Origin of the sequence: Vibrio algicola, assembly GCF_009601765.2 — a bacterium.
Lineage (GTDB): Bacteria > Pseudomonadota > Gammaproteobacteria > Enterobacterales > Vibrionaceae > Vibrio > Vibrio algicola.
In genome coordinates this window covers 1,052,147-1,074,189 of record NZ_CP045699.1, presented here as the reverse complement: position 1 = coordinate 1,074,189, position 22,043 = coordinate 1,052,147, and the positions used below count along the sequence as shown (strand labels likewise).

The following is a 22,043-nucleotide window of genomic DNA, read 5'->3' as shown; positions in this document are numbered from 1 at the left end:
AAAATTGTGCTATCAATACGTTATACCAATTCCATAAATTTAATGATCCTTCAAAATTGAGTACAGAGAAAAGTGTCTAAGGCTATGGATGTCCTTTTCTCAAGCGACCAAGGACGGAGCAGCGTCTTTTCGACGTATTCAAATTGATTAAATATTAAATGGAATGGGTATTATCTATTTTGATGAAAGTTTTCTGCTTATGCGAGTGTCTACTTTACTAGAATAAAATTGCAACATGGAATAAACGACAAGGATGGATATGAAAGGTTTTTTATTTGTTTGCTTACTCGCGGTATCAAGTACCTTATCAAGCTTTAGTGCTTCTGCTAATGACAATAATTGGTCCGATGTAGAAACGAAAGCCAAAGGACAAAATGTGTATTTTAATGCTTGGGGTGGCAGCCAGGAAATCAACCAATATTTACGCTGGGTTGGCATACAAGTTAAACAGCAATATGGGATTAATTTGCATCATGTTAAGGTTACCGATATTGCAGAAACCACCGCTCGCTTAATCGCTGAAAAAGCCGCAGGAAAAGATCAATCTGGTAGTGTTGATATGGTTTGGATCAATGGCGAAAACTTTAAGTCCATGAAACAAAATCACTTATTATTAGGCCCCTTTGTTCATCAACTGCCGAACTGGACACTGGTGGATAAAACGCTGCCGGTCGAAAAAGATTTCTCAGAACCAACGCTAGGGCTTGAAGCGCCATGGGGTATCGGTCAATTGGTATTTATCTATGACAAAAATACCTTAAACCAACCACCAACATCCGCGCAAAGCCTACTTCGCTATGCCAAAGCCCACCCAGGTAAAGTCACTTACCCTAAACCGCCGCAATTTCATGGCACTAGCTTTTTAAAAGCCTTATTAATTGAACTGGCGAGTGATCCGACCGTACTCAATAAACCTGTCGAAGAAGTGGATTTCGCTACCGTAACGGCGCCTTTGTGGGCCTATTTAGATCAACTGCACCCAGTGGCTTGGAAACAAGGTAAACAATTCCCTATTAATCAACCTGAACTCATCCAAATGCTTGATGACGGTCAAATTGATATGGCACTAACTTTTAACCCCAATGAAGTTTTTTCTGCTCAAGCTGCGGGCAAACTTGCCACCACTACCAGTACATTTGCTTGGCAATCTGGCGCACTGTCCAACATTCACTTTTTAGCCATACCTTGGAATGCTGCGAGTAAAGAAGGCGCTTTGGTGGTGATTAATTTCTTACTCAGCCCTGCCGCACAATCCCACAAAGGCGATCTTGATGTCTGGGGCGACCCATCAGTATTACAAGCGAAATACCTAATGGGCGATGCTAAAAAGACTCAATTATTTCCATCGGTTGCAGAGCCTCACCCAAGTTGGCAAAGCGCTTTAGAACAAGCTTGGCTACAACGATATGGTCAATAGCTTGACTTGCATAAAGATTTATCAACAAAAAACAATCCCACACTCATTGGAGTCGTATGCTTAGAGTCGGTTATGTGTTGGTGTTAATGATTGCTATTTTTCCATTACTGCCTGGGGTGGTCGGCATGGTGCTACCTGCATTTAACTACATTCCGGTATTGGGAAGCCATCATGTTAATCTCTTAGCTTTTATACAAGTTTTTGATTGGCCGGGAGTATGGCAATCACTTATGCTTTCGGTGTGGAGCGCATTATTGAGTACCTTTATTGCCGCTATCGCTTGTTTTAGTATTTTGCAAAGCTACTGGCAAACTAAAGCATGGCAACGAATAGAAAAAACACTCGCCCCTCTATTAGCGTTGCCACATGTTGCGTTTGCCATCGGTTTTTTATTTTTATTTTCCGATACTGGATGGCTGGCAAGGCTGATTGAATCACTGCTTGACACTCACTCGGGATCCACTTGGATTTCTGTACCGGATCAATATGCTATCGGTCTTTCTATCGCATTAGCTATCAAAGAAACCCCTTTTCTATTGCTAATGAGCATCCCTATTTTAAATAATCTAAAAGTAAAACAAACACTACAAGTTGCGCACAGTTTGCAGTACTCAAATACACAAGCGTGGTGGCGTTTGATCTTGCCACAATGGTGGAAACATATACGCTTTCCATTATTTACTGTGATCGCTTATTCTGCCTCAGTAGTCGATGTCAGTTGGATAGTCGGCCCGACTAACCCTCCTACTTTTGCGGTGTTGGTTTGGCAATGGTTTAACCAACCCGATCTGGCTTTACTCCCTAGGGCGGCGGCAGGCGCGGCGATCCTCTTTCTGCTATGCAGTGCATTAATTGCCTTTTTATGGGCGCTTGAAGTTTATTTTTTAAGCTATCAACGACAATGGTTAATCCGTGGACGACGCACAGACTCGACCAGTAAACGGCGTTGGCGCATTGCCAATCTGACCTTTCCTATCATTGCATCAGTCAGTATTGCCGTTATTCCAATGATCTTAATTTGGACCTTTGCTTTGCGTTGGTCGTTTCCCGACCTATTGCCCTCACATTGGAGCGGGCGTTTTTGGTTCAGCGAGTGGCCGTATATTCAGCAAACTTTACTCACCAGTGTTTATATTGCCTTACTCAGCAGTTTAGCCGCGTTAATTTTAGCGATTATCGCGCATGAATATCGTCAGAAATATCGTTTGGCACTTCCAATTTATCTTATTGCACTGCCGATGTTGATCCCGCAACTTTCGTTATTATTTGGTATTCAAGTGGCCACCTTGTGGTTTGAAAGTTCGCCTTATTATCTCTGGGTATTATGGGCCCATTGCTTTTTTGCTTTCCCTTATATTTATATGGCGCTTGATGGCCCGTGGAAAAGCTTTCCAATCAGGCTTACTCAAACGGCGCAAAGTTTAGGCTTGTCTCCATGGCGAGCATGGTTAAAAGTAAAAATGCCGATCTTATTTAATGCTATTGTGTTTGCATGGGCGGTTGGCATCAGTGTCAGCTTAGCTCAATACTTGCCAACTCAAATGTTAGGCGCGGGACGGATAAGCACTTTAACCACCGAAGCGGTTGCATTATCCAGTGGCCATGATCGTCGCATTATGGCTTTATATGCCCTGTGGCAAGCTTTATTACCTTTGATCTTTTTTGTTATTGCTCTGAGTGCCAATAAGTGTCGGCGATATTTAAGCAAGTTGAGCTTCCATACTTGGACTGCAACATCAAGATTCCGCCCAACAAGAGTCCGCCCAAAAACAGCCTCGATGACATCGACACATCAAACAAAACAATCATCAGGCTTGCATCCAAATACTCACAAAAGGCTGGTGAAATGAGTTTAGTATTACAAGACCTCGATATCCAAGCTCACAACGGTGAGTATTTATGCCGTGGGGTAAATCTTAGTATTCCAGCTGGTGAAATTATCACTATCATGGGACCAAGCGGCTGCGGAAAATCGACTCTACTCAGTGCCATAGCTGGACATTTAGCCGCCGATTTTACTCTCAAAGGGAATATGAGTATTGATGGTGATGACATTCATTTATTAGCGCCGCACCTAAGACAAGTCGGGTTGTTATTCCAGGATGATTTACTCTTTCCGCACTTAAATGTTTGGGAAAATATCGCCATCGCCCTACCGGACAACATCAAGAAACAGCAACGAAAATCCCTTGCATTAGCTTGCCTTCAAGAGGTTGAATTACAACCACTGGCTTATTCGATGCCAACACAAATATCGGGAGGGCAAAGGGCCCGCATTAGTTTATTGCGTATGTTGCAAGCCAAACCAAAAGTCGCTTTACTCGATGAACCTTTTAGTCAGTTAGATCAACACTCTCGTAGCAGTTTTCGACAATGGGTCTTTGCCCAATTATCTGAGCATCAAATTCCAACCTTGATGGTAAGTCATGATCGCAATGATGCACCGCCTTCAGGATCTATCTTGGAATGGGGGCAATTAAGTAATAACGCTGGTAACTTAGCCAATACATTAATCAAAAACGACGACCATTTAACCAAGAGCAAAATGCATGTTCGATAAACATATTATTCCTTACATTAAAAAGCCTTTAACTGTAGGGGCTAACCTTCTCATCAAGCGCAATATTAGCGCCAACCAAGTTACTGTCGTGGGCTTTTTAATTGGTCTATTGGCACTGCCTGCACTCTGGTCTCAGCATTACACTTTAGCGTTGCTCCTCATTATTATTAATCGCATTGCTGATGGATTAGATGGGGCGATCGCCAGACAAAGCAAGATCACCGAAGCTGGCGGATTTTTAGATATCAGCTTAGATTTTATGTTTTATGCGCTAATGCCATTAGGGTTTATTCTGGCCGAGCCACAACAAAATGCCATTGCGGGTGCAATACTATTAGTTTCGTTTGTCGGTACAGGAAGCAGTTTTTTAGCCTTTGCATCAGTGGCGGCAAAATTGGGAATTGATAACCCTATTTACCCAAATAAGTCTTTGTATTATATCGCAGGGATCACCGAAGGCAGCGAGACAATCGCATTATTTATTATTTGTTGTTTATGGCCGCAGCACTTCGCAATATTTGCCTATATTTTTGCCTCGCTGTGCTTTATCACCACTGCAAATCGAATTTGGTCAGGGTTTCACACTCTTAACCTGCACGCTCAATCACGTAATAAGGGATCAGAATGAAAATCTACAGTGCCAGTAACCCAATTGAGGCGCATATCGTATGTGGTTTATTGCAAAGCCAAGGAATTGAAGCGAAGGTATACGCGGAAGATTTATTTAGTCTTAAAGGTGAAATCCCATTTAGCAATGAAACCGACCCTTACATTTGGTTATTGCATCAACAAGATGAGTCACAAGCAAGAACGATCATCTCCGATTACGAAACGCAACCGGTTGAATATGCGCCTGATTGGCAATGCGATACCTGTGGCGAGATGGTAGAAGCACAATTTCCTTTATGCTGGAATTGTGAAGCTCAAAGAGTCGAATAATCTACTCTGCGTAAACCCACAACAAACGAATTCTTAAGCTGTCACGTTGCTGTGTTGATTGCGTTGCTATGTTGATGAATGAAAGCGATGGAATGAAAATTGAATTCTTGCGGTTTTTCTATATTACAAACATGACCACAATTTGGCAGCTCGCATAATTGGCTTAACTTATGTTTTTTAACCATCTCTTTCACTGGGCGAATAAACATGTAATCCATATCCCCCATCAAATAAAGGGTTGGGATCGCTAATTCTCGTTCACGAAAGTAGCGCATCATAGGGTTCACATCCGCAGACAGCTTAAACCAACGTTTAAATTCTTTTTGGCACAGTTTTTTGGCTTCATTAATGAATAAATGACGTGATTCTTTTTGACTCGATTGAGGCATGATGACATAGGCAAACAAGCTGTATAACCACATATAAGGCAAGACGTGTTTGCACATATCGCCGAGCTTAACTAACACTTGAGAACGGGTATTTAAACGGGTGATTGCCCCACCTAATACCATACTTCTTACTCGTTCAGGCTGTAACTCTGCTAAATTACGCACAATAATAGTGCCAAGTGAAATTGCAACAAAGTGCGCCGATGCAATTTTCATATGATCGATGACTTGAATAACATCGAGGGTCACATCTTTAAAGGAGTAACTTTTGGTTATGATATCTTTAATGATTTTATTTGAGCGGCCATGACCACGCAAATCAATTAGTAGGATATTAAAGTGTTCACGGTAAGCTTTAAGTTGCTTAAACCAAATCGCAGAACTGCCACCTGCACCATGCACAAATACCACCCACTCAGTACTGGTTGGATGTTGATATGATTTATGGAATAGTAGTGGTTTTGTCATGATTTACCTCTTCACTTGAGCACAAAGTATAACACAGCTCCGCTCAATTAAAGATAATCAAAGTGTGTGAAAATAACAATGACAAGGATGAAAGCAATGTATTTAGAACACATCAATCTGGTGGTCAGTGATGTTCCTGCCATGCTCAATTTTTATCAAGCTGCATTTCCGCATTGGAGTATTCGCAGTGAAGGAGATAGCGATTGGAATGGCAAGCCAAGACATTGGTTGCACTTTGGGGATGACGATTACTATATTGCACTCAGTGATAATGGTGTAGGAGAAAATAGAGACTTAAGTGGTCATCAAACCGGCTTGGCCCACTTTGCTTATGTGACCAATAACCTGAGTGCTACGATTGAGCGCCTGCAACAAGCTGGCTACTCTATTGCCAAACCAGGCGCCGATAATCCATTTCGTTGTAATGTTTATTTCATCGATCCTGCGGGGTTTGAGGTGGAATTCGTAGAATATTTAAGTGATATTCCCAGTGAAAGAAATAATGATTTATAGCCTTACTGGTTCACTAACTAACTAACTAACTAAAAGTAAACGTAGGTGGTGCTTTCATTCAACACCACCTATTACTTTCTCCACTACAGTTAATTAAGCCAGCCTGGCATTAATATCAATCAGCACTTGGTTTGGATTACTCGCTTGCGTGATCGGGCGCCCTATCACTAGGTAATCGGAACCGGCTTGCATCGCATCCGACGGAGTCATAATTCGACGTTGATCCCCTGCCGCACTGCCAGCAGGACGAATGCCTGGTGTGATTAACTTAAACTCGTTCCCTAACGCTTGTTTTAGCAGGCTTGATTCGTGAGCTGAACACACAACTCCATCTAAACCACTATTTTTGGTTAGCATCGCTAAACGCTGTACTTGAGTTTGTGGTTCGACATCTAGACCAATACCGGCCAGATCAGATTGCTCCATACTCGTGAGTACCGTCACCGCGATCAGTAGTGGGCGATCTTTTCCATACGGTTCTAGAATTTCGCGTGATGTGGTCATCATACGCTCACCGCCACTGGCGTGCACATTGGTCATCCAGACGCCCAGTTCTGCTGCCGCGCGAACTGCTTTTGAGCAAGTATTTGGGATATCATGAAATTTCAAGTCTAGGAAAACAGAAAATCCACGTTGGTGCAGTTGACGTACAAATTCCGGGCCAAATAAAGTGAACATTTCTTTGCCAACTTTTAAACGGCAGCTGTTAGGATCAATATTATCAACAAAGCTTAACGCATCAGCTTGATTCTCATAGTCTAAGGCTACTATCACTTTTGGATCTAACATTGTCACTCCTAACTTTATATGTCGAATAATAGATAAACAATTGGCCGCTAAATGGCAATGTCATCCACTAACGACCAATGGTTTAGCGATTATATTATATTGGTTATTATCGCTTAATTTTACTCACCATCTAACCCACGAATAGGCTTGATAAGTCCCCAGCCTTTACACGAAGGACAATGCCAATAAAGCGCATGAGTCGCAAAGCCACATTTACGACATTGATAATGAGGTTTTGCTTTCATTTGCCCCCCTACCATCTCTTGTAATGTGGTGAGGCTGTCCTTTGCTCGACCTTCTTCCGCCTCTGCAATATGATAATCAATTAGGCGATAGAAGCCTTTCATGGTTGGGTTTTTGATCAGTTGTTTCGTTAATAATGTCTGAGCCGAAGCTATACCTTCATGCTGAGCCACCATTTGAGCCAACATTAACTCGGAGGATACCCCCGCTTTTAACCCAATCGATTTGCGTAAAAATTCCAGCATACCGGCATCATTGCCAATTTGATGATAGCAGTCGGATAGTGTTGGTAGTACTTCTGAAGTAAAATCAATATCTTGTTCAAGAACCTTCTCTAAACATTGGATTGTTTCACTGTAACGTTCTGATTCTAAATAGATATTACCTAGCGCAATATTAGCTCGCACACATTTTGGATCTTCGGTGAGTGCGCGTTTAAAATACAAAATAGCTTTTGAGGTATTGGTTAAACTGACTTCATGCATCGCAAGTTCACACCAAAAATGCGCCAAATCACGACGAATTCTTTTTCTGCCCATGGCAACTAAAGCATCACCATATTGAATCGCTTTGCTCCACTCACGAGTTTGCTGATAAATCGTAACCAGTTGCAGCAAGGCTTGTTCTTTATGTTCAGGTTCTTCAACTAATTGTTCAAATATTTTTTCAGCTCGGTCAAAAAAACCTGAAACCATATAGTCTTTGGCTAATTGTTGTAGTGCGATATTTTTTTGATCTATGGTTAAGCCTTCTCGAGAAATCAAATTCTCATGAATACGGATAGCGCGGTCAACTTCGCCACGACGACGAAATAGATTGCCCAACGCGAGATGGGTATCTATGGTTTCATCATCGATCTGAAGCAGTTCAATAAACTGATCAACCGCTTTGTCAGATTGTTCAGACAGCAGCAAGTTAAGACCCTTGACGTATTGTCGAGAGATCTGATGGGATTGTTCTTGCTTATCATGTCGAGCACTACGATGACCCATATACCAGCCATAAGCGGCTGCAATAGGTAATAGTAGAAACAGTAGCTCTAGCATTAACGAATAAACCTAACCTTTAATATCTGGTAGTGATGAAGAAGAAGAAGACACTGATTTTTTGCTTTTCGCTAATTGCTTTCGTAAACGTGCGATGGTTAATTTGGATTTTAAATATAAGCTACCAAAGATCAACCAAGCAAGGCCAAAAGCGACAATGAAGACACCACCCAGTAAGGTAGATAAATGAAATTCATTTTGAGCAATCAAATAGTTAAATTTTACCATCTCTTGATTTTGAGCCCCTAAAGCAAGGGCGATAAGAAATAAGGCAATCGCTATTATTATTTTTATAACTTTCATTATTAGCACTCATCAGCGTCCATACAATACTTCTAATTATGCAGCAAATTCCGGTGACACTCCAATACCAATCGTAGAAAGCACAAAATATTATTCGAAAGGTTAATACCGGTCATAACTTGGCGAATTTCTTATATGATAACTATCATTTATAACATTCAACTATGGTCAATATATCAACAATATTTCTCGATTAAACTTCGAGTTAAAAAACAAAAAGCGGCAACCAATAAAGGTATGCCGCTTTTTTTCATCTTGCAATGATTTAAATACTGCTGTTCACACGCTCGCGAAGCTCTTTACCTGGCTTAAAGTGAGGAACGTATTTACCTTCCAGTTCCACTTTTTCGCCCGATTTAGGATTACGTCCAACACGTGGTTCACGATAATGCAGAGAAAAACTTCCGAAACCACGGATTTCTATACGATCACCTGCTTCTAGTTTATTAGCCATATGCTCAAGGATATCCTTTACAGCATCTTCTATTTCTTTAGCTGATAGGTGTGTCTGTTGTGCACAGAGCCTTTCAATTAATTCAGACTTAGTCATAGGTGATTCCCTCATTCTACTCTAACTTTATCAAAAAAAAGGGAGCCATAGCGGCTCCCTTCTATAGGCAGTATTATTCGCCTTTAGCAGCCTTGAATGCGTCAGCCATAGCGTTACCAAACGAAGATTCATCAACCTTGTTTAGAGTAGCCATTGCTTCTTGCTCTTCAGCTTCGTCTTTAGCTTTGATAGATAGGTTGATTACGCGGTTTTTACGGTCTACACCAGTAAATTTCGCTTCAACACTATCACCAACACTGAACACTAGAGATGCGTCTTCGATACGGTCACGTGCTGCTTCTGAAGCACGGATGTAACCTTCAACACCTTCAATTAGTTCAATTGTAGCACCTTTTGCGTCAACTGCAGTAACAGTACCGTTTACAAGCGTACCTTTTTTGGTGTCAGCAACATATGCATTGAACGGGTCGTTTTCCATTTGCTTAACGCCAAGAGAAATACGCTCACGATCAGCATCTACTGCTAGAACAACTGCAGAGATCTCGTCGCCTTTTTTGTAGTCACGAACCGCTTCTTCACCTTGAGCATTCCAAGAAATGTCAGATAAGTGAACAAGACCGTCGATTCCACCGTCAAGACCGATGAAGATACCAAAGTCAGTGATAGACTTAATCTTACCAGTTACTTTGTCGCCTTTAGCTTGCGCTTCAGCGAAAGTCTGCCAAGGGTTAGCTTTACATTGTTTTAGGCCTAGAGAGATACGACGACGTTCTTCGTCGATATCAAGAACCATAACTTCAACTTCATCGCCAACATTAACCACTTTAGATGGGTGGATGTTTTTGTTAGTCCAATCCATTTCTGAAACGTGTACTAGACCTTCAACGCCTTCTTCGATTTCTACGAAGCAGCCGTAGTCAGTTAGGTTAGTAACACGACCAGTTAGTTTGTGACCTTCAGGGTAACGCTTAGCGATTGCTACCCATGGATCTTCGCCAAGTTGCTTAAGACCTAGAGAAACACGAGTGCGCTCACGGTCAAACTTAAGAACTTTAACTAGGATTTCATCACCAACATTTACGATCTCAGATGGGTGCTTAACACGCTTCCAAGCCATATCTGTAATGTGAAGTAGGCCATCTACACCACCAAGGTCAACGAATGCACCGTAGTCAGTAAGGTTCTTAACGATACCTTTAACTTCAGTACCTTCTTGTAGAGTTTCAAGAAGTTCGTCACGCTCAACGCTGTTTTCAGATTCGATAACAGCACGACGAGAAACAACAACGTTGTTACGTTTCTGGTCAAGCTTGATTACTTTGAACTCTAGCTCTTTGTTTTCTAGGTGAGCAGTATCGCGAATAGGGCGAACGTCAACAAGAGAACCAGGAAGGAATGCACGGATACCGTTAAGTTCAACGGTGAAACCGCCTTTCACTTTACCGTTGATGATACCAACAACAGTTTCAGCTTCTTCACAAGCTTTCTCAAGAACGATCCACGCTTCGTGACGCTTAGCTTTCTCACGAGAAAGTTGAGTTTCACCGAAACCATCTTCAACCGCGTCAAGCGCTACATCTACTTCATCACCAACAACTACTTCAAGTTCGCCAGTAGCGCTCTTGAATTGTTCAGCTGGAATAGCAGATTCAGATTTAAGGCCTGCGTCTACAAGAACGAAACCGTTCTCGATAGCAACAACAGTACCTTTTACAATAGTACCTGGGCGGAATTCTAGTTCGTTTAGCGACTCTTCAAAGAGTTGAGCAAAAGATTCAGTCATTATAATAAGATCTTCATATAATTAAACGTCCATGGGTATCCTACCGCATGGGGTTGATAAATTAGCCAGTCATCATCCTTGCGACCGACGGTCCTTATCGCCAAGTATTTAACCTAAGTGAAATCTGCGTTTAAGATCTAATCCTAAACGCAAGACCCACCGAGCTAAAAGCTACTTAGCGAGTTTAGATTTGATATATTCTAGCGATTTCTCTACTACTTCCTCAATAGAAAGTGACGTAGAATCAATCACTAAGGCGTCACCTGCAGGGCGTAAAGGCGCTACCGCTCTGTTGCGGTCACGATCATCACGCTCCTGAATGTCGCATAAAAGTTGGTCAAAGTTACCACTTAACCCTTTAAGTTGCAACTGGTTAAGGCGTCTTAGCGCTCTTTCTTCTGCCGCAGCATCAAGGAATATTTTTGCTTCCGCTTGTGGAAAAACCACGGTTCCCATGTCTCGACCATCCGCCACTAAACCAGGCTTAGTATCAAAAGCACGCTGACGACGTAATAATGCTTCACGCACACGAGGCAGAGAAGCCACTTTCGATGCGGCAGTACCGGTTTCTTCTTTACGCAATTCTTTAGAAACGTCTTCACCTTCTAGGATCACTTTAACCAACTCACCCTCAGCAATAAATTGCACGTCAAGATGGGTCGCAATTGGAACAAGTGCATCTTCAGATTCAATATCAATGCCATGATGAATAGCCGCTAATGCTAATACCCGATAAATTGCTCCGGAATCAAGAAGATGGAAGTTAAGCTTGTCTGCCAGTAGCATGCACAATGTGCCTTTACCTGCGCCACTAGGGCCATCGACGGTAATAACCGGATGTTGAGACGACATAAAAAATCTCCAAGAGAGTAGAAGAATACCAATAAGGTGCCAAATTATAGCGAAAAGTTGGACTCACTTCATGTTTAATTCGATTTTTGTTCTTAAATCATCAAAATAAAAACGGCTCAAACAAAAAGAGCTTCTATAAAAGAAGCCCTTGAAATTTATTATTTATTAAACGGATTAATGCTGACTCAACGCTTCAAACTTTTCAAAGTAAGTCGGGAAGGTTTTAGAGGTACATTTCGGATCATTAATCGTCACTGCAGTATCACTCAACGCCACTAGGGAAAAGCACATTGCCATGCGGTGATCATCATAAGTATCAATCGCAGCATGGATCAGCTTTTGTGGTGGTGTAATAATAATATAATCATTGCCCTCTTCCACTTGCGCACCCACTTTGCGTAACTCAGTTGCCATCGCCGATAAGCGATCGGTCTCTTTCACCCGCCAGTTATAGACGTTACGAATGGCGGTGGTACCTTTGGCGAATAATGCTGCGGTGGCAATCGTCATTGCGGCATCAGGAATATGGTTAAAATCCATATCGATCGCATTAAGATCTTTACGGCGACACAGTACATAGTCATCGCCCCACTCTATTTCTGCGCCCATTTTCTCAAGCGCATCCGCAAATTGAATATCCCCTTGGATGCTATTTTTGCCAATACCGGTGACTTTGATCTCCCCGCCCTTTACTGCCGCAGCAGCTAAAAAGTAAGAGGCCGAGGAAGCGTCGCCTTCAACGAGGAAATCGCCTGGTGATTGATAATGTTGACCAGCAGGAATAACAAAAGACTGGTAGTTTTGATTTTCAACTTGCACGCCAAATTTGGCCATAATATCGAGAGTGATATCGATATAAGGTTTCGATACAAGTTCACCTTCAATTTCAATCCGAACCTCACCTTGTGCAAGTGGCGCAGTCATTAAAAATGCGGTTAAGAATTGACTTGAGATTGAACCGTCTATTCGTACTGTACCTGCTTTTAAACCTGTCGCATTAATTTTTAATGGTGGATAATTATCATTTTCAAGATAATCAATATCCGCGCCAGCAGTACGCAAAGCATCAACCAAATGGCCAATTGGGCGCTCTTTCATTCTTGGCTCGCCAGTAAGTACAAACTCACCTTGGCCTAAACATAATGCCGCCGCTAATGGACGCATCGCCGTTCCGGCATTACCTAAAAATAACTCTAGCGGTTGAGTCGCATTAAACACGCCGCCTAAACCTTCAATCTCACATACCGTGTTGTTATGTGATAACTGGTATTGAACCCCCAAAGCAGACAGAGCAGTCAACATGTGACGAATATCATCACTGTCGAGTAAATTGGTGAGACGTGTTTTGCCCGTTGCCAGCGTAGCAAGTAAGAGTGCGCGATTTGACACGCTTTTTGAACCGGGTAAGTTCACTTCACCGGATATTTTATCAATGGGTTGTAGCGTTAGGGTTTCCATACGTGACGATATTCCTTGATATTAGAAAATTAACTGAAGAGACAAGTACTTCATTGAAACTGATATAGGCAGATTAACCAAAAAAATGCGTTAAGGCTAGCGGGTGTTTCGTTAACCGTATTTTACTCGAACTGACATCTGTAATATCTTAATCTAATACTCGAACAAAAAATTGAATTTATGACTATTCACTTGCCGTACCTTGAAAACCCCAACACGCCCTTTCCCGCGGTTGAAACGGCATTATCCGATCCCGATGGCCTACTCGCGTTTGGTGGCGATCTATCGCCTATCCGCTTACTTTCTGCTTATCAGAACGGCATATTTCCTTGGTACTCTCATGATGACCCTATTTTATGGTGGAGCCCATCTAAACGCGCGATCTTAAAACCCAGTGAATTTACGCCATCAAAAAGCTTAAAAAAGTGCTTGCGACAATCTAATTATCAAGTGAGCTTAAACAAAGCGACCAAAGAGGTGATTGAGTTATGTGCTTCCACTCGCAGTGCCGAGGAAACCTGGATCACTACCGAGATGCAACAAGCTTATATTGACTTGATCAAGCTGGGTCATTGCCATTCAATTGAAGTATGGGATGGCGAGCAATTAGTCGGTGGATTATATGGACTGCTGATTGGAAAGGTCTTTTGTGGTGAGTCGATGTTCTCTTTACAAACAAACACCTCAAAAATTGCCTTTTGGCATCTATGTTATTATTTTGATTCTATCGGCGGAAAGTTGATTGATTGCCAACTCGAAAACGCGCATTTAATCAGTTTAGGGGTGAATATTTTCGAGCGATCAGTATTTATTCAAACCTTACAACAACTGACCACTAAAACCATCGAGCGCGATTTGCTTTCACCTCGTACGTTACATGCACCTACTGCTGCAAAAGAATAAGAACTATTATGTCAAATACGAATATAAGAATTGGTTTAACTGAGAACCACCCTTGCAGCTACTTGCCAGAGCAAGAGGAACGTATTGCGGTGGTACTTGATGATGATTGCCACAGCACGGAGCATTACGCGTTGTTTCTCGCCAATGGATTTCGTCGTAGTGGCAATATGATTTACAAACCGCATTGCGATGAATGTAACGCCTGTCAGTCGATTCGCTTATCGGTCAATCATATTCAACTGTCTAAAAGTCAAAAACGAATACGAAATAAAGCGGCGGGGTTACGTTGGGTATTTCAATCTGAGCTGGATCCACAGTGGTTCGATCTTTATGAACAATACATCAATCAGCGACACAGCACTGGCAGTATGTACCCAGCCAACAAAGAAACATTTGACCAATTTTCGCACACTGATTGGATGGAGCCGCAATTTTTACATGTCTATGAAGACGACAAATTGATTGCGGTAGCAGTAACCGATAACCTTGATGACTGCTTGAGTGCTTTTTACACCTTCTTTCAACCCGATCACCCGCTATCACTAGGAACCTTGTGTATTTTATTGCAATTAGAGCAATGCAAAAAATTGGCCAAACAATGGCTATATTTAGGTTACCAAGTGGATGATTGTCCAGCGATGAATTACAAAGTTCGCTTTCATCACCATCAAAAGCTAGTAAATCAACGTTGGCAAGGGTAGAATACGCAACAACTTTGATCTTAGGCTCTATTTTTATGAGCTTGAGATAATTACCCCCTATTTAAACTGTCGTTTCTAACAGTTAAAAATAAGCCAAGTTTCGGTAAGAGGATTAAATGGCAAAAGAAGACGTAATTGAGATGCAAGGCACTGTCCTTGACACATTACCAAACACTATGTTCCGTGTTGAATTAGAAAATGGTCACGTTGTGACTGCTCACATTTCTGGTAAAATGCGCAAAAACTACATTCGTATTCTTACGGGTGACAAAGTAACTGTAGAGATGACTCCTTACGATCTCTCTAAAGGCCGCATCGTCTTCCGTGCTCGTTAATCATCCATTACGATGATAATTTGATGATTTAACATTATCGAATTGACCTAATTAAAAAACCGAAGCCATGAGCTTCGGTTTTTTTATGCCTTACTTGCCTCTTCACTGTTACGGCAAGTGCCTTACAAATAGGCTTATATTGTGCTTAATGTACCGCTTCTTCTTGATTTGAATAGATAAATTCTAATTTATCGTCTTTCAAGCCAATTTTTACCGTACCGCCCCCCACTAGCGAACCAAACAACAGTTCATTGGCCAATGGCTTTTTCAGTTTATCTTGGATCACGCGCCCCATAGGACGAGCCCCCATCGTTTTGTCATAGCCTAAATGCGCTAACCAATGACGAGCATCTTCTGATACCTCCATCGACACGCCACGCACATCTAATTGCGCTTGCAGTTCAACAATAAACTTATCAACCACTTGATAGATCATGCTTTCACTCAAGCTATTAAACCAAATGATGTTGTCTAAACGGTTTCTAAACTCTGGCGTAAATAGTTTTTTGATTTCCGACATCGCATCATGGCTGCTGTCTTGTTGAATAAGACCAATCGATTGACGCTCAGTTTCTTTAACGCCTGCATTGGTTGTCATCACTAAAATAACATTGCGGAAATCGGCTTTTCGGCCATTGTTATCGGTTAAGGTGCCGTTATCCATCACTTGTAATAACAAGTTAAATACATCACCGTGAGCTTTTTCAATCTCATCTAGCAGTACGACTGAATGAGGATGTTTGATCACCGCATCAGTCAGTTGGCCACCTTGATCATAACCAACATAACCTGGAGGCGCGCCAATTAAACGACTGACTGAATGACGTTCGCCGTATTCAGACATATCAAAGCGCAATAATTCCACTCCAAGTAACTTAGACAACTGCACGGTCACTTCCGTTTTACCGACACCGGTAGGCCCCGCAAACAAGAATGACCCAACCGGTTGATGTTCATGCCCTAAACCTGCCCTCGTGAGCTTAATCGCCTCACACAGCACATCAATGGCAGGATCTTGTCCAAATACCAACATTTTGAGGCGGCTATCAAGTTTGGCTAATACCTCTTTATCTGAAGATGACACTGATTTTTCTGGAATACGCGCCATTTTAGCCACAATAGATTCAATATCCGCGACATTGACGGTTTTCTTACGCTTATTAACTGGCGCTAAACGACAACGTGCGCCCGCTTCATCCATTACATCGATGGCTTTATCTGGTAAATGGCGCTCGTTAATGTACTTAGCCGACAGTTCAACCGCAGCACGCAATGCTTTATTACTAAAGCGCACGTCATGATGTTCTTCATATTTCGATTTCAAACCAATCAAAATCTTGGTGGTATCGTCAATCGATGGCTCTAAAATATCAATCTTTTGGAAGCGACGTGCTAGTGCTCTTTCTTTTTCAAAAATAGTATTAAATTCTTGATACGTGGTCGAACCGATACAGCGCAACTTACCATTACTTAATAATGGTTTAATTAAGTTCGCGGCATCAACTTGTCCACCAGATGCAGCGCCAGCACCGATAATGGTATGAATTTCATCAATAAATAGAATACTGTCTTCTTCTTTCTCAAGCTGCTTTAAAATGGCTTTAAAGCGTTTTTCAAAATCACCTCGATATTTTGTTCCCGCCAGAAGCGAGCCAATATCCAATGAATAAATCACACTATCTTTGATCACATCTGGCACTTGTCCTTCAATAATACGCCAAGCGAGCCCTTCCGCAATCGCCGTTTTCCCCACACCAGCTTCACCGACCAGTAATGGGTTGTTTTTACGACGGCGACACAATACTTGAATGGTTCTTTCAAGTTCATGATCACGACCGATCAATGGATCTATTTGGCCTTTTTTCGCTACTTCATTGAGGTTAGTGGCAAAGCTATCCAACCTTTCTTCTGAGTTATTATCTTGAGCTTGATCTTCATTAAGAGAGTGAGGCGAATCCGCACCCGTGTCAGCATCATTTTTACGGATGCCATGAGAGATGAAATTAACAATATCTAAACGACTAATATCATTTTTCTTTAATAAGTAAGCGGCGTGAGATTCTTGCTCGCTGAAGATCGCGACCAATACGTTTGCGCCTGCTACTTCGCTACGACCCGAAGATTGCACATGAAAAACAGCTCGTTGTAACACGCGTTGAAAACTAAGCGTAGGTTGAGTTTCACGCTCTTCATCCGCTTCTACAATCAGCGGTGTAGTTTGATCAATAAAAATATCAAGCTCTTGGCGCAAGATATCAATATCGGCTTGGCAAGCAGATAAAGCTTCATTGGCTGATGGGTTATCGAGCAATGCCAATAGAAGATGCTCTACGGTCATAAACTCATGGCGCTTTTCTCTGGCACGTACGAATGCCCCGTTCAAGCTTGTTTCTAATTCTTTATTTAGCATAGCTATCTCCCCAAAGAACAACTCACTTTACTACCTGTTTAGACTGAGCTTGTTTCAGACCCAATCTAATCAAAACAGCTAAGCTAAGTCTTAGCCAGGTTTACACCTGTTCCATTGTGCACAACAAAGGATGATCATTTTGTTTGGCATGCATTGAAACCTGCATGACTTTCGTTTCAGCAACTTCAGCCGTAAATGTGCCGCAAATTGCTTTACCATCAAAATGTACTTTCAACATCACTTGAGTTGCGCTCTCCAAATCCATGGAGAAAAATCGATTCAAAATTTCGATAACAAAATCCATCGGTGTGTAATCGTCGTTATTCAAGATCACGTTATACATCGCCGGCGGTTTAACTTTCGTCTTTTCATGTTCTAGAAGGTCGAGACCCGGTGCTGACCATTGGTATTGATTACTCATTATAAAATTCTACTTATTTACTACTTTAATGATTGGTTTAGCTGGTTGGGCCAAAGCTGGTTGATTATAGCTATCGGTTCACATTAAAAACTGGCGGCCACCTTGCTGCAATAATCTTGTTGAAACAGACCAATCAAATTCCCTTCTAATTAAGAGACTAATGCACCAATGCCATCCCTGCAAATAAAAGATCACTATTGGTAAAATCTCGCAACTAATTCGCTCAAAAAACAACCAAAATTCAGAACGTGCTTATATAAAAAGTACCTATCACAACATCAATAGTTAATGAAAAGTTAAATCGACCTCTGTTATTTTGCTATTCATCGGGCAATTATCACTCAAAACTATTGACTGTTAGCAATGATTGTCTAAATTATGTGCTGAGTGGTTAAAAAATTAACCGTGATCTTCGTTAAAAAGCATGAGGGATGTACAGCATGGCTACAGGAACAGTTAAATGGTTTAACAATGCCAAAGGATTTGGATTCATTTGCCCTGAAGGAGAGGAAGGCGATATCTTTGCTCACTACTCCACAATAAAGATGGATGGTTACCGCACACTAAAAGCTGGCCAACAAGTATCCTATGAAGTGGAAAGTGGACCTAAAGGGTCTCATGCAAGCTTAGTCATGCCGGTCGAAGACCAAAGTAAATAATAGCCGTAGTAGCAATTATCTTCTTTTTGAGCGGCAATTATGTCGCTTTTATTTTGTCTGTCACTTTATCTAAATTAAGTACACTTGCCTGGGCAACAAGTGAAATATAGAATTTTTTCCCATTCTGAAGCAATCGCTAAAAAAGCATCAACTACAATAGGATCAAACAAAGTTCCCCTTCCCTCGACAATGGTTGTTTTCGATTGTTCAAAACTATATTGGCATTTATAGGTTCGACACGAAGAGTTTAATGCTTCAAATACATCGGTAACCGCAACAATTCGAGCACTAAGTGGTATATCGCTACCCATTAAACCGGCAGGATAACCTGAACCATCGTATCGCTCATGATGATATAAAATAACATCACTTATGATCTTTTGAGTATCCAGATCGTAATCACTTTTAACCGTTTTAAAAAAGTCAAAACCAAGTTGTGAATGTTGTTTCATTACCGAAAATTCGGGCTCAGTCAGTTTATTGGAGCTTCTTAGCACTTCTGTAGGCACAAACTTTTTACCAATATCATGCCAAGCAGAGCCTAAGACAACGGCGGCTGAAAAAACTGTATTAATACTGGCATCTGACTTTGATAACTCTTTAACCAAGCTCTCGGTATATTTTATAGTATTTAAAATATGCTGTTAGTAGATTGAAGAATCAAAATCTAAATACGCTTTGGTCATAACACGATCACCATCTCACTTGAAAATATTTGTTCGCAGAATCGCTTAATTATAAGCGTAAATATAAAGCCCATGAATATTATACTAACCTTCACTATTATCTGGTCATTCCTGCTACTGAAATATTCGATAACTGTAATTGAAAACACTTAATTCTCATCAAAAAAAAAGCAGTTCATTATAAGCTGCTTTTTAGGATGGTCAATACTATTTCAGCCTATTTTGAGGTTAGATATTATCAATAATGGCATTCAATGTTTTCGATGCTCGCATTAACTGAGAAACTTTAACATCGTCAAAAAAGTAGTAACCACCTAAATCCCCCGGTGCGCCTTGAGCATTGTTCAGCTCTGCCACAATCGTCGTTTCACCTTGAGCTAATTCAGTTGCAATCGAAGTAAATTGTTGTGCCAACTCTGGATCGGCTGATTGCTCTGCCAGTGCTTTGGCCCAGAATGTGGCAAGGAAGAAATGGCTACCACGGTTATCAAGCTCGCCCACTTTACGCGACGGTGATTTGTTCTCATCTAAGAACTGACCCGTTGCCTTATCTAACGCATCGGCAAGGACTTTCGCTTTCGCATTGCCGGTAACAGTACTTAAGTGCTCCAATGAAGCCGCTAATGCCAAGAACTCACCTAATGAATCCCAACGTAAGTGATTTTCTTTTTCCACTTGCTGAACGTGTTTAGGCGCAGAACCACCAGCACCAGTTTCAAATAAACCACCACCATTCATAAGCGGAACAATCGACAGCATTTTAGCTGAAGTTCCAAGCTCAAGAATTGGGAATAAATCAGTGAGATAATCACGTAATACGTTGCCGGTCACCGAGATAGTATCTAAACCTTCTTTAATGCGCTCAAGTGAGTAGTTGGTTGCCGCTACTGGCTCAAGGATCTTAATGTCGAGACCATCGATATCAAAGGTTGGCAAATAAGCATTCACTTTTTTGATTAACTCTGCATCATGCGCACGATTTTCATCTAACCAGAAAATAGCCGGAACGCCCGATGCACGCGCCCGTGTCACTGCCAGTTTCACCCAATCTAGAATAGGTGCATCTTTCACTTGGCACATGCGGAAGATATCACCTTGTTGCACTTCTTGTGTTAACAGCGCCGTTCCGTTGCTATCGACGACGCGAATGGTACCGGCTTGTTTGGCTGCAAAGGTTTTATCATGTGAACCGTATTCTTCGGCTTTTTGCGCCATTAGACCTACGTTCGGCACACTGCCCATAGTGGTTGGATCGAATGCACCATGCTGTTTACAAAAGTCAATTACCGCTTGATAAACACCAGCGTAAGAACGGTCTGGGATCATCGCTTTAGTATCTTGTAGCTGACCATCGTTATTCCACATTTTACCCGATGAACGCAGCATAGCGGGCATCGAGGCATCGACAATCACATCACTTGGTACATGTAGGTTAGTAATGCCGCGATCAGAATCGACCATGGCAAGCGCAGGGCGTGTTGCGTAAACCGCTTGGATCGCTTGTTCAATTTCTTGTTTTTGATCGGCTGGTAAAGATTCAATCTTACTGTAAACATCGCCCAAACCATTGTTGACATCCACGCCTAATTCTTCAAATAAGCGTCCGTATTTAGCGAAAACATCTTTGTAATACACTTTGACCGCATAACCAAAGATCACTGGATCCGATACTTTCATCATGGTGGCTTTTAAATGCAGAGAAAGCAAAATGCCCTGCTCTTTAGCCGCCGAAATTTCTTTTTCATAAAAATCGACCAATGCTGCTTTGTTTAACACCGCGGCATCAATGATTTCTTTATCCAATAATGGGAATTCTGATTTTAGTACTTCCACATTGCCGGCCGCATCAACATGTTCAATACGAACCGATGTTGCGCCATTAATTGTGACTGACTTTTCGCTGCCGTAAAAATCTTGCTCTGTCATGCTGGCAACATGTGAGGTTGAATCTGATGCCCAAGCTCCCATTGAATGTGGGTTTTTCTTGGCATAGTTTTTAACCGATAGTGGCGCACGACGATCAGAGTTACCTTCACGCAATACTGGGTTAACCGCACTGCCTTTGATTTTGCCATACGTTTCTTGAATTAAACGTTCTTCGTCTGTTTTGGGCTCATCAGGGTAATTTGGTAGCGCATAACCTTTCGCTTGCAGTTCTTTAATCGCAGCGCGCAATTGCGGAATAGAAGCCGACACGTTTGGCAATTTAATAATGTTGGCTTCTGGCGTGTTGGCCAGCAAACCTAATTCCGTCAGAGCATCACCAATACGTTGGTCTTCGGTTAAGTACTCTGGGAAATTAGCAATAATACGACCCGCCAGTGAGATATCACGAGTATCAACCGCAATGCCTGAAGAAGCCGTAAAAGCACGAATAATTGGCAATAATGAATGCGTTGCCAAAGCTGGAGCTTCATCAGTAATGGTATAAATAATAGTTGGCTGTTTATCTGTGTTTTGAGTAGGCATTAAATTTCCCTATATATTTATCGAACCGCGATGCATTTCAAACAGAGAGTTTGAAGCAAATAAGCAGTGGTCTCTAGAGGGGATCGTTGGGAGATCCATCCTCTCCTCGTGATGGCCTTCTTGCGTTATAAAATCTGGGTTAGAATCTATCGCTAAGCTGACGTAATTTTTGTTATGTATTCTTTCTG

22 protein-coding genes are annotated in these 22,043 nt (G+C 41.7%); 10 read left to right on the top strand and 12 right to left on the bottom strand.

Annotated elements, in window-relative coordinates:
• The first annotated feature begins 259 nt into the window (after nucleotides 1-259).
• From GFB47_RS04975 to GFB47_RS04955, 5 genes are read left to right on the top strand one after another with little or no spacing between them, the layout of a single operon-like run.
• Entirely contained in the window at nucleotides 260-1,417 is a 1,158-nt protein-coding gene (locus tag GFB47_RS04975) for an ABC transporter substrate-binding protein (RefSeq protein ID WP_153446964.1), read from the top strand.
• 56 nt (nucleotides 1,418-1,473) lie between these two features.
• Nucleotides 1,474-3,267, top strand: coding sequence for an ABC transporter permease (locus GFB47_RS04970; RefSeq protein ID WP_225874296.1), 1,794 nt, complete (start codon nucleotides 1,474-1,476; stop codon nucleotides 3,265-3,267).
• Nucleotides 3,264-3,977, top strand: a complete 714-nt coding sequence (locus GFB47_RS04965; RefSeq protein ID WP_153446963.1) for an ATP-binding cassette domain-containing protein — start codon at nucleotides 3,264-3,266, stop codon at nucleotides 3,975-3,977. Before GFB47_RS04970 ends, GFB47_RS04965 begins: the two co-directional genes overlap by 4 nt.
• Complete coding sequence (locus GFB47_RS04960; protein WP_153446962.1) at nucleotides 3,967-4,605, top strand: CDP-alcohol phosphatidyltransferase family protein; 639 nt, start codon at nucleotides 3,967-3,969, stop codon at nucleotides 4,603-4,605. The genes GFB47_RS04965 and GFB47_RS04960 overlap by 11 nt, the downstream gene beginning before the upstream one ends.
• The gene (locus GFB47_RS04955; RefSeq protein WP_153446961.1) at nucleotides 4,602-4,916 is read left to right on the top strand and encodes a putative signal transducing protein; all 315 of its coding nucleotides are present in this window, start codon (nucleotides 4,602-4,604) and stop codon (nucleotides 4,914-4,916) included. The genes GFB47_RS04960 and GFB47_RS04955 overlap by 4 nt, the downstream gene beginning before the upstream one ends.
• Nucleotides 4,917-4,957: 41 nt before the next feature.
• Here GFB47_RS04955 and GFB47_RS04950 read toward each other — a convergent pair whose 3' ends face one another.
• Entirely contained in the window at nucleotides 4,958-5,773 is an 816-nt protein-coding gene (locus GFB47_RS04950) for an alpha/beta fold hydrolase (RefSeq protein WP_153446960.1), read from the bottom strand.
• A gap of 96 nt (nucleotides 5,774-5,869) precedes the next feature.
• On the opposite strand from GFB47_RS04950, the gene GFB47_RS04945 reads away from it, so the two are divergent.
• The gene (locus GFB47_RS04945; protein WP_153446959.1) at nucleotides 5,870-6,286 is read left to right on the top strand and encodes a VOC family protein; all 417 of its coding nucleotides are present in this window, start codon (nucleotides 5,870-5,872) and stop codon (nucleotides 6,284-6,286) included.
• A 93-nt stretch (nucleotides 6,287-6,379) separates the two neighbouring features.
• Here GFB47_RS04945 and pyrF read toward each other — a convergent pair whose 3' ends face one another.
• From pyrF to aroA, 7 genes are all read right to left on the bottom strand, one after another.
• Nucleotides 6,380-7,075: an orotidine-5'-phosphate decarboxylase gene (pyrF, locus tag GFB47_RS04940; RefSeq protein ID WP_153446958.1), complete on the bottom strand. Its 696-nt coding sequence runs from the start codon at nucleotides 7,073-7,075 to the stop codon at nucleotides 6,380-6,382.
• Nucleotides 7,076-7,194: 119 nt separating this feature from the next.
• Nucleotides 7,195-8,364: a lipopolysaccharide assembly protein LapB gene (lapB, locus tag GFB47_RS04935; protein ID WP_153446957.1), complete on the bottom strand. Its 1,170-nt coding sequence runs from the start codon at nucleotides 8,362-8,364 to the stop codon at nucleotides 7,195-7,197.
• Between the two features lie 12 nt (nucleotides 8,365-8,376).
• Nucleotides 8,377-8,667, bottom strand: coding sequence for a LapA family protein (locus GFB47_RS04930; protein ID WP_153446956.1), 291 nt, complete (start codon nucleotides 8,665-8,667; stop codon nucleotides 8,377-8,379).
• 265 nt (nucleotides 8,668-8,932) lie between these two features.
• The gene (gene ihfB, locus GFB47_RS04925) at nucleotides 8,933-9,217 is read right to left on the bottom strand and encodes an integration host factor subunit beta (protein WP_153446955.1); all 285 of its coding nucleotides are present in this window, start codon (nucleotides 9,215-9,217) and stop codon (nucleotides 8,933-8,935) included.
• Nucleotides 9,218-9,290: 73 nt separating this feature from the next.
• A complete protein-coding gene (gene rpsA, locus GFB47_RS04920) occupies nucleotides 9,291-10,961 on the bottom strand; it encodes a 30S ribosomal protein S1 (protein ID WP_153446954.1) in 1,671 nt (556 codons plus the stop codon).
• 171 nt (nucleotides 10,962-11,132) lie between these two features.
• Complete coding sequence (gene cmk / locus GFB47_RS04915; protein WP_153446953.1) at nucleotides 11,133-11,813, bottom strand: (d)CMP kinase; 681 nt, start codon at nucleotides 11,811-11,813, stop codon at nucleotides 11,133-11,135.
• Between the two features lie 174 nt (nucleotides 11,814-11,987).
• Nucleotides 11,988-13,271: a 3-phosphoshikimate 1-carboxyvinyltransferase gene (gene aroA / locus GFB47_RS04910; protein ID WP_153446952.1), complete on the bottom strand. Its 1,284-nt coding sequence runs from the start codon at nucleotides 13,269-13,271 to the stop codon at nucleotides 11,988-11,990.
• 180 nt (nucleotides 13,272-13,451) lie between these two features.
• On the opposite strand from aroA, the gene aat reads away from it, so the two are divergent.
• The 3 genes from aat (at nucleotide 13,452) to infA (ending at nucleotide 15,210) form a co-directional block, all read left to right on the top strand.
• Nucleotides 13,452-14,174 (top strand): leucyl/phenylalanyl-tRNA--protein transferase, encoded by a 723-nt coding sequence (gene aat, locus GFB47_RS04905; RefSeq protein ID WP_153446951.1) that lies wholly within the window; start codon nucleotides 13,452-13,454, stop codon nucleotides 14,172-14,174.
• 8 nt (nucleotides 14,175-14,182) lie between these two features.
• A complete protein-coding gene (locus GFB47_RS04900) occupies nucleotides 14,183-14,875 on the top strand; it encodes an arginyltransferase (protein ID WP_153446950.1) in 693 nt (230 codons plus the stop codon).
• A gap of 116 nt (nucleotides 14,876-14,991) precedes the next feature.
• Nucleotides 14,992-15,210, top strand: a complete 219-nt coding sequence (gene infA, locus GFB47_RS04895) for a translation initiation factor IF-1 (RefSeq protein WP_001040192.1) — start codon at nucleotides 14,992-14,994, stop codon at nucleotides 15,208-15,210.
• A 145-nt stretch (nucleotides 15,211-15,355) separates the two neighbouring features.
• Here the strand turns inward: infA and clpA are convergent, their stop codons facing one another.
• The gene (clpA, locus tag GFB47_RS04890) at nucleotides 15,356-17,620 is read right to left on the bottom strand and encodes an ATP-dependent Clp protease ATP-binding subunit ClpA (protein WP_153446949.1); all 2,265 of its coding nucleotides are present in this window, start codon (nucleotides 17,618-17,620) and stop codon (nucleotides 15,356-15,358) included.
• A 100-nt stretch (nucleotides 17,621-17,720) separates the two neighbouring features.
• On the bottom strand, nucleotides 17,721-18,041 hold the full coding sequence (clpS, locus tag GFB47_RS04885; RefSeq protein WP_153446948.1) for an ATP-dependent Clp protease adapter ClpS: 321 nt from the start codon (nucleotides 18,039-18,041) through the stop codon (nucleotides 17,721-17,723).
• A 440-nt stretch (nucleotides 18,042-18,481) separates the two neighbouring features.
• On the opposite strand from clpS, the gene cspD reads away from it, so the two are divergent.
• On the top strand, nucleotides 18,482-18,700 hold the full coding sequence (gene cspD / locus GFB47_RS04880) for a cold shock domain-containing protein CspD (protein ID WP_153446947.1): 219 nt from the start codon (nucleotides 18,482-18,484) through the stop codon (nucleotides 18,698-18,700).
• Between the two features lie 74 nt (nucleotides 18,701-18,774).
• On the opposite strand, the gene GFB47_RS04875 is transcribed toward cspD, so the two are convergent.
• A complete protein-coding gene (locus tag GFB47_RS04875; protein ID WP_153446946.1) occupies nucleotides 18,775-19,338 on the bottom strand; it encodes an HD-GYP domain-containing protein in 564 nt (187 codons plus the stop codon).
• Between the two features lie 276 nt (nucleotides 19,339-19,614).
• A complete protein-coding gene (locus GFB47_RS04870) occupies nucleotides 19,615-21,855 on the bottom strand; it encodes an NADP-dependent isocitrate dehydrogenase (protein WP_153446945.1) in 2,241 nt (746 codons plus the stop codon).
• Nucleotides 21,856-22,043 lie beyond the last annotated feature (188 nt).